The 12971-nt window shown below is 74.2% G+C and carries 14 protein-coding genes; 8 read left to right on the top strand and 6 right to left on the bottom strand.

The window, feature by feature from the left end; all coding sequences use genetic code 11:
• Positions 1-41: 41 nt before the first annotated feature.
• Positions 42-653, bottom strand: coding sequence for a TetR/AcrR family transcriptional regulator (locus tag AB0910_RS18220; protein ID WP_366745613.1), 612 nt, complete (start codon positions 651-653; stop codon positions 42-44).
• A gap of 84 nt (positions 654-737) precedes the next feature.
• On the opposite strand from AB0910_RS18220, the gene AB0910_RS18215 reads away from it, so the two are divergent.
• Positions 738-1670 carry an aldo/keto reductase gene (locus tag AB0910_RS18215; protein ID WP_366745612.1) on the top strand — a complete coding sequence of 311 codons (933 nt, stop codon included), beginning with the start codon at positions 738-740 and terminating at the stop codon, positions 1668-1670.
• Between the two features lie 33 nt (positions 1671-1703).
• Here AB0910_RS18215 and AB0910_RS18210 read toward each other — a convergent pair whose 3' ends face one another.
• Together AB0910_RS18210 and AB0910_RS18205 are read right to left on the bottom strand one after the other, a co-directional pair.
• On the bottom strand, positions 1704-2513 hold the full coding sequence (locus tag AB0910_RS18210) for an SAM-dependent methyltransferase (RefSeq protein ID WP_366745611.1): 810 nt from the start codon (positions 2511-2513) through the stop codon (positions 1704-1706).
• Between the two features lie 183 nt (positions 2514-2696).
• The gene (locus tag AB0910_RS18205; RefSeq protein ID WP_366745610.1) at positions 2697-4238 is read right to left on the bottom strand and encodes a metallophosphoesterase family protein; all 1542 of its coding nucleotides are present in this window, start codon (positions 4236-4238) and stop codon (positions 2697-2699) included.
• Positions 4239-4604: 366 nt separating this feature from the next.
• Between AB0910_RS18205 and AB0910_RS18200 the strand changes: the two genes are divergently transcribed.
• The 6 genes from AB0910_RS18200 to AB0910_RS18175 all read left to right on the top strand — a co-directional run bounded on the left by AB0910_RS18200 (position 4605) and on the right by AB0910_RS18175 (position 8853).
• The gene (locus AB0910_RS18200; RefSeq protein ID WP_366745609.1) at positions 4605-5450 is read left to right on the top strand and encodes a HipA family kinase; all 846 of its coding nucleotides are present in this window, start codon (positions 4605-4607) and stop codon (positions 5448-5450) included.
• Positions 5447-5830: a DUF3037 domain-containing protein gene (locus AB0910_RS18195; RefSeq protein WP_366745608.1), complete on the top strand. Its 384-nt coding sequence runs from the start codon at positions 5447-5449 to the stop codon at positions 5828-5830. The genes AB0910_RS18200 and AB0910_RS18195 overlap by 4 nt, the downstream gene beginning before the upstream one ends.
• A gap of 150 nt (positions 5831-5980) precedes the next feature.
• On the top strand, positions 5981-6742 hold the full coding sequence (gene fabG / locus AB0910_RS18190; RefSeq protein WP_366745607.1) for a 3-oxoacyl-ACP reductase FabG: 762 nt from the start codon (positions 5981-5983) through the stop codon (positions 6740-6742).
• A 17-nt stretch (positions 6743-6759) separates the two neighbouring features.
• Positions 6760-7524 carry an SDR family oxidoreductase gene (locus AB0910_RS18185; protein ID WP_366745606.1) on the top strand — a complete coding sequence of 255 codons (765 nt, stop codon included), beginning with the start codon at positions 6760-6762 and terminating at the stop codon, positions 7522-7524.
• A gap of 116 nt (positions 7525-7640) precedes the next feature.
• Complete coding sequence (gene ung / locus AB0910_RS18180; RefSeq protein WP_366745605.1) at positions 7641-8330, top strand: uracil-DNA glycosylase; 690 nt, start codon at positions 7641-7643, stop codon at positions 8328-8330.
• An 82-nt stretch (positions 8331-8412) separates the two neighbouring features.
• Positions 8413-8853 (top strand): hypothetical protein, encoded by a 441-nt coding sequence (locus tag AB0910_RS18175; RefSeq protein ID WP_366745604.1) that lies wholly within the window; start codon positions 8413-8415, stop codon positions 8851-8853.
• Between the two features lie 44 nt (positions 8854-8897).
• On the opposite strand, the gene AB0910_RS18170 is transcribed toward AB0910_RS18175, so the two are convergent.
• Positions 8898-9368 carry a hypothetical protein gene (locus tag AB0910_RS18170; RefSeq protein WP_366745603.1) on the bottom strand — a complete coding sequence of 157 codons (471 nt, stop codon included), beginning with the start codon at positions 9366-9368 and terminating at the stop codon, positions 8898-8900.
• A 129-nt stretch (positions 9369-9497) separates the two neighbouring features.
• Positions 9498-9965, bottom strand: coding sequence for a DinB family protein (locus AB0910_RS18165; RefSeq protein ID WP_366745680.1), 468 nt, complete (start codon positions 9963-9965; stop codon positions 9498-9500).
• Between the two features lie 279 nt (positions 9966-10244).
• Between AB0910_RS18165 and AB0910_RS18160 the strand changes: the two genes are divergently transcribed.
• The gene (locus AB0910_RS18160) at positions 10245-11150 is read left to right on the top strand and encodes a Gfo/Idh/MocA family oxidoreductase (protein ID WP_366745602.1); all 906 of its coding nucleotides are present in this window, start codon (positions 10245-10247) and stop codon (positions 11148-11150) included.
• Here the strand turns inward: AB0910_RS18160 and lnt are convergent.
• A complete protein-coding gene (gene lnt, locus AB0910_RS18155) occupies positions 11074-12732 on the bottom strand; it encodes an apolipoprotein N-acyltransferase (protein WP_366745601.1) in 1659 nt (552 codons plus the stop codon). The two genes, AB0910_RS18160 and lnt, sit on opposite strands and share 77 nt — an antisense overlap.
• Between the last annotated feature and the right edge of the window lie 239 nt (positions 12733-12971).

The raw sequence follows: 12971 nt of genomic DNA, 5'->3' as shown, positions 1-12971 counted from the left end.
TCCTCGCGCGGCGGCCGCCGACGCGCCCGTGCGGCCCGCGGTCAGCCCTTCGCCGCGGGCCGCACGGCGTCCACCACGAGGTCGAGCAGCCGCCCTGTCAGCTCCGTGCTGTTGCCCGCCGTCGTCGAGAGGAACACGCCAAGCAGCATCATCGTGACCTCCTCGGGCCGCACGTCGGCCCGGAGGGAGCCCGTCCGTGCCCCCGCGCCGAGGATCTCCGCGAGGGCGGCGGTGATCCGCTCCCTGGTGGCGGGCGTCGCGATGGTGCCGGCGGCCCACCCTGCGCGCAGGGTGTCGGAGAAGCTGCGCTTGGCCGCGAAGAAGGCCGCATAGCGGTCCATCCACGTCCGCAGCGCGACCTCGGGAGGCAGCCGGGACAGCAGCTCGGGGGCGCTGGTGACGACGGCGTCCAGCTCGGCCGCGTACAGGGCCTCGACGAGGGCCTCGCGGGTGGGGAAGTGCCGGTAGAGGGTGCCGATCCCGACGCCCGCCTCGCGGGCGATGGCGTCGAGGGTCGCCGTGCCCTCGGTCGCGGCGAAGGCGTCGCGGGCCACGGCGAGCAGGCGCTCGCGGTTGCGCCGGGCGTCGGCGCGCACCGGGCGCCCGGTCCCCTCCGTGGGCAGGCCGGGGTCCGGCGAGTCGGACGAGGACAAAGCGGAGAACCTCCGTTTAGTGTTACGGTGCGTGGAGCGGAGTCCCTCCGCTTATCTTTATCGTCTCACGAAAGCGACCGTGCCATGGGTCCCACCGCCCCGTCCGACCACCTCACCGCCGGCGGGGCCGCCAGGCCCGGCGGCCCCGGCGCGCTCATGGGCCGCACCGTCTCCCGCGTCGGCTACGGCGCCATGCAGCTGGAGCGCCTCGACCGGGGCGCCGCGGTGGCGCTGCTGCGCCGCGCCGTCGAGCTCGGCGTCGACCACGTCGACACCGCCCACTTCTACGGCAACGGCTTCGTCAACGAGGTGATCGGCGCCGCACTGCGCCCCGCGGACGGCGTCCTGGTCGTCAGCAAAGTGGGCGCGGAACCCGACCCGGCGGGACCCGTGCCGCTGCGCCTCGCCCAGCGGCCGAAGCAGCTGCGGACCGCCGTGGAGGACAACCTCAGGGGCCTCGGCGTCGAGCAGGTGCCCCTCGTCAACCTGCGCCGCGCCGACCACGGCCCGGGGCTGCGCGCGGAGGGCGACCAGCTCGTCGACCTCGACGACCAGCTCGCCGTGCTGACCGAACTGCGCACCGAGGGGAAGATCGGGGCCATCGGCCTGAGCAGCGTCACCCTCGAAGCGCTGCGGCGGGCCCTCCCCGCGGGCATCGCGTGCGTGCAGAACGCCTACAGCCTGGTGGCCCGCGGCGACGAGGACACCCTGCGGCTCTGCCTGGCCGAGGGCATCGCCTGGGTGCCGTACTTCCCGCTCGGCGGCGCCTTCGCCGGGCTGCCGAAGGTCGCGGACGAGCCCGCCGTCACCGCCGCGGCGCGGGCGCTCGGCGTGACCCCCGCGCAGATCGGCCTGGCCTGGCTGCTCCACCACAGCCCGAACACGCTCCTCATCCCCGGCACCGCAGACCTCGCGCACCTCGGGGCGAACGTCGAGGCGGGCAGCGTCCTGCTCGACGGGGAGACGCTCGCGGCGCTCGACGCGGTCCCGTCCCGCACGGGCGACATCGCGCTCTGACGGGAGCGGCGCCCGGCGGGGGCCCGCCGGGCTTCAGGGCTTCCTCGCCACGGCCCCGTACATCGCGATGTCCCGGCCGTCGACGGCGGCCTGCTCGGGCCCGGGACGCCAGGTGTGGACCTGGGTGACCCCGGGTTCGACCAGGTCGAGGCCGTCGAAGAACGACGTGGCCGTGGCGAGGTCCCGCAGGGCCATCGGCATGCCCTGCCGCCCGTACTCCTCGGCCACCCTGCCGACCTCTTCGGGGGCGAAGTCCGCGGTCCCGATGGTCATCGCCAGACAGCTGCCCGACGGCAGCGGGTCGAGCAGCCGCCGGACGAGGCGCCGGTCGTCGGGCGGCAGGATGAAGTGCATGATGCCGATCACCATCAGGCCGACGGGCCGGTCCAGGTCGACGAGGTCGCGGAACTCGGGGCTCTCCAGGATGGTGTCAGGGTCGTGCATGTCGGCGTCCACGTAGGCGGTGGCGCCCTCGGGGGAGCTCTGGAGCAGGGCGCGCGCGTGGGCGAGGACGATGGGGTCGTTGTCGACGTAGACCACATGGGACTCAGGCGCCGCCTCCTGCACCACCTCGTGCAGGTTCGGCGAGGTCGGCAGGCCGGTCCCGATGTCGAGGAACTGGCGCACCCCCTGCTCCTCGGCGAGGAAGCGGGCGGCCCGGTGCATGAAGCGCCGGTTCTCCCGCATGTGCACGGGCAGCGCGGGCCAGTGCTCGCACATGGCGTCGCCGGCCTCGATGTCGACCGGGTAGTGGTCCTTTCCGCCCAGGATGTAGTCGTATACGCGGGCGGAGTGCGCCCGTGACGTGACGATCCGGTTCTGGCGATCCTGCGACGTGCTCACACGGCACCTCTCTCTGTCACAGACGGCGCACCAGACGCTACAAACGCCGCGCGCGAGAGGCAAACGCCGCTGAGCAAGGCGCGTCCTGCACGAGGTGCGCGGGCGGCCCCCGAGGGGGCGGCCCTTGTCGCGCCCATCGCGCGGGCGACGGACGGTGGGGCGCTCGCCGCGGTGGCCGCCTGTTCAGGCGGCGGTGTGCCGTTGCCGGTCGGACGCGTGGTCGTGTTCGGGGCGGGGTGCTGCGGGGCGGCGCAGCCCGGAGAGGTCGTGTCCGACGACGACGTTGCGGTCGGAGACGTTGTTGCCGAAGGCGAACTGCGGCCAGGCGCCCATGATCTCCATGCGGCTGCGCTCGCTCCAGCGGCGTGCCAGGTCGCTGCGCGACTTGTAGAAGTTGAGTGCGTAGCCTCCCTCGTGGATGCGCAGCAGGGAGAAGCCGCCCGGGTACTCCTTCGCCGCGGCGATCTCCTGGTGCAGCACGTGCGGCGCGGCCGGGCTGACGGTGCGGTGGTTGCGGTGGGTGTGGCCCGCATGGTGCAGGAAGACGCCGGGTGTCCTCGCGTACTGGTCGAGTATCGCCGTCGCCTGTGTCCGGTCGAGGGACTTGCTGTCGGTGACGGGGAACGCCGAGTCCTGCACCACGAGGGGGTGGTGCCCGAACACGAGGGTCGGTTGCTCGCGGTGGGCTGCCAGGTCCCGGCGGAGCCAGGCCATCTGCCGGTCCGACATGCCGCCCGCGTCGCCGCCGTTGCCCGCCTTGTCGTAGGTGTCGAGCCCGACCACGTGCAGCCCCGACAGGTCGGTGGAGAAGTACGTGGGTTCGACGCCGGGGAAGTACGCGTCGTGGAAGCAGTCGTTGCCCTGCCACTGCCCGGCGCGGCAGGAGGCGTACGGGTCGCCGACGTGCGCGCGGTCGTGGTTGCCCCGGGTCACGAAGTAGTCGTGGCGGTACTCGCCGAAGCGGTTCAGCAGGCATCCTGAACGGCTGAGGTCGACGGGGACGGCCTCGGCGGAGATATCGCCCGCGGCCAGCAGGTAGCGGGCGCCGGCGCGCCGCACGTCGTCGACGAGGGACTCCAGCATGACCTCGGGATACGGCGGGAGGCCGGGCTCCTGCTCGATGCCGATGTACTGCGGTTCGCCGCCGACCAGACCCGCTTGCGTCTCGCCCATGTGCAGGTCGTTGCAGAGCGCGATGGAGAACAGGAAGCGGCCGGCCGGCGGCTGCGGGGTGGTGAAGGAGAACGGTCCTGTGGTGCCGAGGCCGGTGGCGTCGGTACCCACCGCGTTGCCGTCGATGAGGGTGAAGGCCGTCGGCGCGGCCGGCTGCCCGTGGGAGCGGGCCTGGTAGTAGTACGTCTGCCCGGGTTCGAGGTCCCGCAGTTCGACGTAGTGGTACGGCGTGTGCGAGGAGATGCCGCCCGCCACGCGGTTCAGCCGGCTCGGGTGGGTGCCGTAGACGACCTCGCCGTCCGCCGGGGCGGGAACCATGCGGCCGAGCCCGTCGTCGGTGCCGGCCCGGCCGGTGTACCAGGTGATCACGGCGTGGTTCTCGGCGAGGGTCACCAGTTCGAGGTTGACGGGTGTCACGGCACCGCGGGGCGAGCCGCCGGAGGCAGCGGCCTGTGCCGGGGCGGTCAGGGTGACCGGGGCGGCGGCGGCGGCCGCAGCGGCGACGGCGGACCACCGCATGAGGTCACGTCGGGTGAAATCACAACCAGGCATGGACCGCACGCTAGGCGCCGTCCGTGAACGCGCCACCGACGCGCAGATGGCCGCGGGCGGTCCGCCGAGGGCCCTCGCGGTGACCAGGACCGCGCACCTGCGCTGACCTCCCCGACAGGGGGAGCCTCGATCGTGCTCGGGGTCGGAGAGTCCGGCGTGGCCTCGGCGCGCCGTCTCGGACGCCCGGGCACCCCCTGCCCCCGATCACCCCCGGTTACTATGCTGACTTCATGCCGGAGGCCGGCAGCAGGGGGACGCGCCGCCGTCGACCGGATGCCGGGGAGTGGGGGAGACCAGCGTGTCTGCCGGGACTCCTCCGGGAGTGGTCGTGGAGTGCCGGGTGTACGGGATGGGTGGCCCAGGAACATGCTGAGAGAGGTCGTCGCGACCCGCTATGTCACGCCGCTGCGTGAGGGCGGGTCGCTTCCGGGGATCGTCGAGGGCGACGACCTCGGCACGTACGTCATGAAGTTCACCGGCGCGGGGCAGGGGCGCAAGACGCTCGTCGCCGAGATCATCTGCGGGGAGCTGGGCCGCAGCCTGGGGCTGCGCGTGCCCGAGCTCGTGACCATGGAGCTCGACCCCGTCATCGGCCTCTCCGAGCCCGACCAGGAGGTCCAGGAGCTGCTGAAGGCCAGCGGCGGGCTGAACCTCGGCATGGACTACCTGCCGGGTTCGATCGGCTTCGACCCGCTCGCGTACGAGGTCGGCCCCGCGGAGGCGGGGCGGATCGTCTGGTTCGACGCCCTGATCAACAACGTCGACCGGTCCTGGCGCAATCCGAACATGCTCGTCTGGCACGGGGACCTGTTCCTCATCGACCACGGCGCGACGATGATCTGGCACCACAACTGGCCCACGGCGCAGGCGTCGGCCGCCAAGCCGTACAACGCCTCCGACCACGCGCTCGCGCCGTTCTCGCCCGACGTGCGGGCCGCGGCAGCGGAACTCGCGCCGCTCGTCACCGAGGAGCTGCTCGCCGAGGTCACCGCCGCCGTGCCCGACGAGTGGCTGGTCGACGAGCCCGGCTTCGCGACCACGGACGAGCTGCGCCGCGCGTACGCTGCGCCCCTGCTGGCGCGCGCCGCCACCGTCCACGAGCGCATCGTCATGGACGCGCCCACCGGCCGCCGGCCCTCACAGGCGCCCGGCTGGCTCGCCGCCCGGCTGCGCCCCGGCCGGCGCCAGGGCGGACAGGAGGACGCCCGATGAGCGAGCGTGACGTCTACGAGTACGCGCTGCTGCGGGTGGTGCCGCGCGTCGAGCGCGGCGAGTGCTGCAACGCCGGGGTCATCCTCTACTGCCGCGCCCAGTCGTTCGTCGCGGCGCGCACCCACCTGGACGAGGCGCGTCTGCGGGCGCTCGACCCGGCCGTCGACCTGGTGGGCGTACGGGCGGCGCTTGCCGCCGTCGAGTCGGTCTGCGACGGGGGCGCCCGGGCGGGGCAGGCCGGCGGGGACGACGCGGGCCGCCGCTTCCGCTGGCTGATCGCGCCGCGCTCGACGGTCGTGCAGCCGGGGCCCGTCCACACAGGACTCACCGCCGACCCCAAGGCGGAGGCCGAGCGGCTCCTCGATCTGCTGGTGCGCTGATCCCGGCCGCGGCGGCCCGGGGGAGCCCCGTGCCGCCGCCACGGGGCCGGTGCCGTTGACACCGCGTGCGCGGCCTTCTAGCGTCTCGTCTGCCGAAGCGACTAAGCGGTCGCTCAGCACCCGCGGGTTTCTAGGGCGAGGAGAACAGGGATGTCCACCACCGAGCAGCGCGTCGCCGTCGTGACCGGGGCGGCGCGGGGGATCGGCGCCGCCACGGCCGTGCGCCTCGCGGCAGAGGGGCGCGCCGTCGCCGTACTCGATCTGGACGAGGCGGCCTGCGCCGACACGGTGAAGAAGATCACGGAGGCCGGGGGCTCGGCGCTCGCGGTCGGCTGCGACGTCTCCGACAGCGTCCAGGTGGAGGCGGCCGTCGAGCGGATCACCGCCGAGCTCGGCGCACCGGTGATCCTCGTCAACAACGCGGGCGTCCTGCGCGACAACCTGCTGTTCAAGATGTCCGAGTCCGACTGGGACACCGTGATGAACGTCCACCTCAAGGGCTCGTTCCTGATGACGCGCGCCTGCCAGAAGCACATGGTGGACGCGGGGTTCGGGCGGATCGTGAGCCTGTCGTCGTCGTCCGCGCTCGGCAACCGCGGCCAGCTCAACTACTCCGCGGTCAAGGCGGGGCTCCAGGGCTTCACCAAGACCCTCGCCAAGGAGCTGGGCAAGTTCGGCATCACCGCCAACGCGGTCGCGCCCGGCTTCATCGCCACCGACATGACCGCGGCCACGGCGGCGCGCGTGGGCATGAGCTTCGAGGACTTCACCGCGCTCGCCGTCAGCCAGATCCCGGTACAGCGCGCAGGGCAGCCGGAGGACGTGGCCAACGCCATCGCGTTCTTCACCGGCGAGGCGGCGGGCTTCGTCTCGGGGCAGGTCGTGTACGTCGCCGGCGGCCCGCTCAACTGAATCCGAGGACACGAGCCATGACACAGCAGCAGAGGCCGGACACCGGCAAGGTCGCCCTCGTCACCGGCGCGAGCCGGGGCATCGGCTACGGCATCGCGGCGGCGCTCGTCGCCCGCGGCGACCGGGTGTGCATCACCGGGCGGGACGAGGAGGCACTCAAGGAGGCCGTGGAGCGGCTCGGCCCCGACCGGGCCATGGGGGTCGCGGGCAAGGCGCACGACCCCGCGCACCAGCGCGCCGTGGTCGAGCGGGTCATGGAGGAGCACGGCAGGATCGACCACCTCGTCAACAACGCGGGGACCAACCCGGTCTTCGCCCCGCTCGCCGACCTGGACCTGACGGTCGCGAGCAAGACGTACGAGGTCAACGTCCTCTCGGCGCTCGGGCTCGCGCAGCAGACGTGGCACGCCTGGCAGAAGGACCACGGCGGGACGATCGTGAACATCGCCTCCATCGCCGGGCAGAACGCCTCGCCGTTCATGGGCACGTACGGCATGAGCAAGGCCGCGATGCTCAATCTGACGCTCCAGCTCGCGCACGAGTTCGCGCCGGCCGTCCGGGTCAACGCCATCGCGCCGGCCGTCGTGAAGACCAAGTTCGCGCGGATGCTCTACGAGGGGCGCGAGGAGGAGAGCGCTGCGGGCTACCCGATGGGCAGGCTCGGTGTGCCGGAGGACATCGGCGGCGCCGCGGTCTTCCTCACCTCGGACGACGCCTCGGGCTGGATGACCGGCCAGACGCTGGTGATCGACGGTGGCATCGCGCTGAACGCGGGCTTCTGAGCATCCCTGCCGCGGCCGCGGCCGGCTGCCCCGAGGGGCGGCCGGCCGCCGTTGTCGGTGGCGGCCGGTAGGTTCGTGGGCGGTCGACAATTCAGCGAACCCCGGAGGATGTTGACGTGACCGACACCGACCTGCTGCCCGAGTCGTGGCGCGGCGTGCTGGGCCCCGAGCTCAGCCGGCCCTACTTCGCGGACCTGATGGAGTTCGTGGCCAAGGAGCGGGCGAACGGACCGGTGTACCCGCCGCAGGACGAGGTGTTCGCCGCGCTCGCCGCCACCCCGTACGAGGACGTCAAGGTGCTCGTGCTCGGCCAGGACCCGTACCACGGCGCGGGCCAGGGCCACGGCCTGTGCTTCTCCGTGCGGCCGGGGGTGCGGACGCCGCCGTCCCTGCGCAACATCTACAAGGAGCTGAAGGAGGAGCTGGGCCACCCGGTCCCCGACAACGGATATCTGATGCCGTGGGCGCGGCAGGGCGTCCTCCTGCTCAACGCGGTGCTCACGGTCCGTGAGGGCGAGGCCAACTCGCACAAGGGCAAGGGCTGGGAGCGGTTCACCGACGCCGTCATCCGGGCGGTCTCCGACCGGCCCGACCCCGCGGTGTTCGTGCTCTGGGGGGCGTACGCGCAGAAGAAGCTGCCGCTGATCGACCAGGAGCGGCACGCCGTCGTGAAGGGGGCGCACCCGTCGCCGCTGTCCGCGAAGAAGTTCTTCGGCTCCCGCCCCTTCACCCGGATCGACGCGGCCGTCGCGGCGCAGGGGCACACGCCCGTCGACTGGCGCATCCCCGACCTGGGCCGGGTCTGAAGGCGATACCGGCCGACCCCGACTAGCGTCTCCATCGAGCGTTTTGTCTGATTTTCATTGCGCGAGGGTGGAGGCGCCGGGCATGGAGCAGCGGGAGTCGTCCCAGGAGAGCCGTGTGACAAGGATCGGGCAGGCGGTGATCCTGCTGCACGGCGGCGACCGCGAGGAGGCCCGCAACCGCATGGGGGAGCTGTGGGCGGAGCTGGGGGACGCGGGGGACCCCGTACAGCGCTGCACGCTCGCCCACTACCTGGCGGACGCGCAGGACGACCCGGGGGACGAGCTGGCGTGGGACCTGCGGGCCCTGTCCGCTGCGGACGGGGACACGCCGGAGGCGGTGGCCTTCCGCCCGGCGTTCCACGCCGACCTCGCAGCGGACTACGTGAAGCTGCACCGGCCCGATGCGGCCCGGCTGCACCTGGAGCGCGCCCGCGCCTGCGCCCACGTCCTGGGCGACGACGGGTACGGCGAAGCGGTACGCACCGCCATCGCCCGCCTGACCCGCCGCCTCTCCCGCCCCTGACCGGAGCCGGGGCGGGGACGCGTCCGCGCCGGGCCGCCCGCGGTTCAGCGGCCGTAGGTGTCGTGGCAGATACGGGCCTGTGCGCTGCCCGCGGGCCAGTGGCCGTAGGTCTCGCCCAGGGCGCAGACGCCGGCGGCAGCCGAGGGGAGCGCGGACGGGGCGGGAGCGTATCCCCCGCCGTGTGCGGGGGCGAGAGGCTCGGGGCGCACGGGGCGCTCCGGCGGCCTGACGGCCGGCGCGGCGCCCTGCCGTGGCGCCTCGCCCCGGGGCCGCGCGGCGGCCGGACCAGGCCGCGAGGGCGAGGGGGACGGCGTGTGCGCGAGGTCGAGCGCCTCGCGCAGCGGGGCCTGCACGATCTGCGGCCTCGCGTCCTCCCCTGCCGAGGGCGCCGCCGTGGCCGCGGGCCGCGGGCCCTGCGCACCGTCCGCGTGCACGGACACACAGCCCGAGACGGCCGTCATGGCCGCCGAGGCCGCGCCGAGCAGGAGCATCGTCGTGGTTCTCGTTCGTCGCACTCCGGCAACTCTGCTGGCCCGGGGCCCACTTCGGACAGGCATCGGCGCCGATTGAACCCGGATGGATGATCCGCGCCGCGGCGGTGACGCACACAGGACCCGCGTGGGGCGCGCGGGGTGGCGGCCCGGTCAGTCGCCCGTCGTGCCGTCGAGCGCCTCACGGATCAGGTCCGCGTGGCCGTTGTGGCGCGCGTACTCCTCGATCATGTGGGTGTAGATCCACCGCAGCGTGAACGGCACCCCGTCGGGCCGCTGCCGCCGCCCCGCGCCCTCGTCGTCCAGGCCGTGCTCCGCCGCGTGCTCCCTGGCCGCCGCGATCTCCGCCTGCCAGGTCCCGTACGCCTCGGCCCAGGTGTCGTGAGGGCCGGGACGGAAGTCCCCGTCGACGTCGTCGTCGGTGAAGTAGATGCCCGGCAGGCCCTCGTCGTCGAGCGTGTTGCGGAACCAGCCGCGCTCGCACTCCGCCAGGTGCCGTACGAGACCCAGCAGGCTGAGCCCGGACGGCTCGACAGGGCGCTGCCGCAGCTGCTCGTCCGTGAGTCCTGCGCACTTGACCGCGAGCGTCGCCCGGTGCAGGTCGAGCCAGTCCTCCAGCATCCGGCGCTCGCCCGCGTCGCCGCGCGGCGCCCGGCCCCTGCGGGCCAGCGCCTCGTCGAAGGTCGGCGGCGCCGCCGCCGCGGTGCCCGGTTCCTGCTGCCTGGCCGAGTGCGTCGTCATGGCGCCCATCGTGGCGGACGCCGGGCCCGCACGCGACGCGTTATCCGCCGCCTGCCGCCTGCCGCCTGCCGCCTGCCGCCTGCCGCCTGCCGCCTGCCGCCTGCCGCCTGCCGCGCCCCGCGTATGCTGCCCGGACGGCGCAACCCCGGGAGGATTTTCGTGAAGGTCGGCTGCATCGGGCTCGGCGACATCGCGCAGAAGGCGTACCTGCCCGTGCTCACCGCGCAGCCCGGCGTCGAACTCCACCTCCAGACCCGCACCCCCGCGACCCTCCACCGCACCGCGGCGGCCCACCGGATCCCGGAAGCGCAGTGCCACGCCGACCTCGACGCGCTGCTCGCCACCCGGCCCGACGCGGCGTTCGTGCACGCCCCGACCGCCGCGCACCCCGAGATCGTGGCCCGGCTGCTCGACGCGGGCATCCCCACCTATGTCGACAAGCCGATCGCCGCGGGCTACGCGGAAGCGGAACGGCTCGTGCGGCGCGCCGAGGAGACAGGCACCGGGCTCGCCGTGGGCTTCAACCGGCGCTTCGCACCGTCCTACGCCCAGTGCGCGGAGCACCCCCGGGACCTGATCCTGCTCCAGAAGAACCGGGTCGGCCTGCCGGGCCCGGCGCGCGAGGTCGTGTTCGACGACTTCGTGCACGTCGCCGACACGCTCCGCTTCCTCGTGCCGGGCACCGTCGACCACACCGACATCCGGGTCCGGGTGCGCGACGGGTTCGTCCACCACATCGTGCTCCAGCTGTCGGGCGACGGCTTCACGGCCATCGGCACCATGAACAGGACCAGCGGCTCCACCGAGGAGATCCTCGAAGTCTCGGGCCAGGACGCCAAGCGCGCGGTGCACGACCTCGCCACCGTCGTCGACCACAAGGGCCGGCCCAGCGTGCGGCGGCGCGGCGACTGGGTGCCCGTCGCCCGGCAGCGCGGCATCGAACAGGCCGCGCTCGCCTTCCTCGACGCCGTACGCGCGGGCACGCCGCTCAGCGCCCTGGACGCGCTGGAGACCCATGAGCTGTGCGAGCGGGTCGTGGCTGCGGCGCGGGCAGCGGGCGCCTGACCTGCGGTCCACCGCGGCCCCTGCCCCGCAGGGCGCGGCGCGTGCAGAAGGCGGCCACCACGGCGACCGCGCCGTACACCGCCCAGTCGCCGAACCGGTCGTAGAGCGTGGCGCCGCGCGCCGTCGGGACCGCGTACACGGCGGACGCGCTGCGCGCCGTCGACAGCCCGCCGCCGACCGGCTCGCCCCGCGGCCCGAACACGGCGCTCACCCCCGTCAGCGTCGCGTGCACCACCGGGCGTCCCGTCTCCGCGGCCCGCAGCGCGCCCAGCGAGGCGTGCTGGGCCGGGGCCCACGTGTCCTGGAACGTCGCGGTCGACGACTGCACGACCAGCACCTGGGCACCGCGGTTCGCGAGGTTCCTGCTCATGTCGGGGAACGCCGACTCGAAGCAGATCAGCGGCCCCACCCGCAGGGTCCCGCCGCCGCGCACGGCCACCGGAAGCACCACCTGCCGCCGCCCCGCCACCCGGTCCTGACCCGCCGCCCTGCCGACCGAGGTGGCCCACCCGAGCAGCGGCCGCGCGGGGACGTACTCGCCGAACGGCACCAGCCGCATCTTGTCGTACGAGGGACCCGTGGGCCCCTCGGGGCCCATCAGCTCGCTGCGCTTGAAGATGCCGCGGCGGCCCAGGGCGTCGGTGCCCGGCGCGTCGATGTTCACCAGGACGTCCGCGCCGACCGTGCGGGACAGGGCGGCGAGCCGCCGCCCCAGCGACGGATGCGTCGCCAGGGAGTGCGTCACACTGCTCTCTCCCCACACCACCAGGTCGACCCGGTCGCCCGCCACCCGCCTGGTCAGCTCCTCGCTCCTGGCGAACCGCCGCTGCGGCGCGCCGGCCGCCCGGGACACGATGCCCGGCTGCACCACCGCGATCCGCGCCGTACCCGAGAGCTGCGGCACGGGCGCCCACGCCCAGACCGCACCCACCGCCGCGGCGCCCGCCGCGAGCGCCGCCAGCGCGGCGCGGCGCGCCGCAGCGGAGACCGCAAGCACCACCACCGCGACATTCACCGCCACCACCAGCAGGCTCACCAGCCACACCCCGCCCACCGATGCCAGACGCAGTGCCGGAGCGACCTGCCACTGGCTCGCGCCGAGCACGCCCCACGGCCCGCCGAGCCCCTGCCAGGACCTGACGAGCTCCACCAGCAGCCAGGCCGACGGCACCACGGCGAGCGCCGCTGCCGCCCTGCCGGGACCCGGGGGCCCTCCTGCGCCGCCGAGCAGCGAGCGCACCAGCACGCCCCAGGGCGCCCACAGCAGGCCGAGCAGCGCACCGAGCACCAGCACGAACACATGGAGGCTGGCGAACAGCCAGTGGTGCACCGCCACCATGTAGCCCGCACCGCCGAGCCATCCCTCCACGGCCGCCCTGCGGCGCGTGGGCGCGCCCCGCACCAGCAGCAGCCACGGCACCAGGGCCACATAGGCGCACCACCACCAGGACGGCGCGGGAAACGCCAGCGCGGGCAGCGCCCCCGCGCACAGGGCCGCGGCGCCCCGCCGCCACGCGGGACCGCGCGGCCCCCGGGGCCGCGGGCCGCCGCGGCGTTCGACCGGACCGACAGGAACCGGCATGCCGAGCCTCCTCGCCGTGCGTGTCCCCCCGCCGCGTCCACTGTGCACCCGCCCCTCGCCGCCATCCCTGCCCGGCGCGGCCCGCCGCGCCCGCAGGCTCACATTTCTGCGCCGCGCACACCCGCTCCGCCGCCCGCGCCATCCACGGTGCGGCCGCCCAACCCGCCTGCGGCCAGCGGCCCTTGGGCGCCACGGCCGCGCGGCCCAGGCCGTCTGACGGGGTATCGTCCGCGCAACGC

Source organism: Streptomyces sp. NPDC047002, from assembly GCF_040704505.1.
Lineage (GTDB): Bacteria > Actinomycetota > Actinomycetes > Streptomycetales > Streptomycetaceae > Streptomyces.
This window is presented reverse-complemented; position numbering and strand designations above follow the sequence as displayed.

Excerpts from the sequence above, each read along its gene's own strand:
- AB0910_RS18215 (WP_366745612.1), top strand. The coding sequence starts at position 738 with ATGGGTCCCACCGCCCCGTCCGACCACCTCACCGCCGGCGGGGCCGCC.
- AB0910_RS18205 (WP_366745610.1), bottom strand. The coding sequence starts at position 4,238 with ATGCCTGGTTGTGATTTCACCCGACGTGACCTCATGCGGTGGTCCGCC.
- AB0910_RS18200 (WP_366745609.1), top strand. The coding sequence starts at position 4,605 with ATGCTGAGAGAGGTCGTCGCGACCCGCTATGTCACGCCGCTGCGTGAG.
- AB0910_RS18195 (WP_366745608.1), top strand. The coding sequence starts at position 5,447 with ATGAGCGAGCGTGACGTCTACGAGTACGCGCTGCTGCGGGTGGTGCCG.
- fabG (WP_366745607.1), top strand. The coding sequence starts at position 5,981 with ATGTCCACCACCGAGCAGCGCGTCGCCGTCGTGACCGGGGCGGCGCGG.
- AB0910_RS18185 (WP_366745606.1), top strand. The coding sequence starts at position 6,760 with ATGACACAGCAGCAGAGGCCGGACACCGGCAAGGTCGCCCTCGTCACC.
- AB0910_RS18175 (WP_366745604.1), top strand. The coding sequence starts at position 8,413 with ATGGAGCAGCGGGAGTCGTCCCAGGAGAGCCGTGTGACAAGGATCGGG.
- AB0910_RS18165 (WP_366745680.1), bottom strand. The coding sequence starts at position 9,965 with ATGCTGGAGGACTGGCTCGACCTGCACCGGGCGACGCTCGCGGTCAAG.
- lnt (WP_366745601.1), bottom strand. The coding sequence starts at position 12,732 with ATGCCGGTTCCTGTCGGTCCGGTCGAACGCCGCGGCGGCCCGCGGCCC.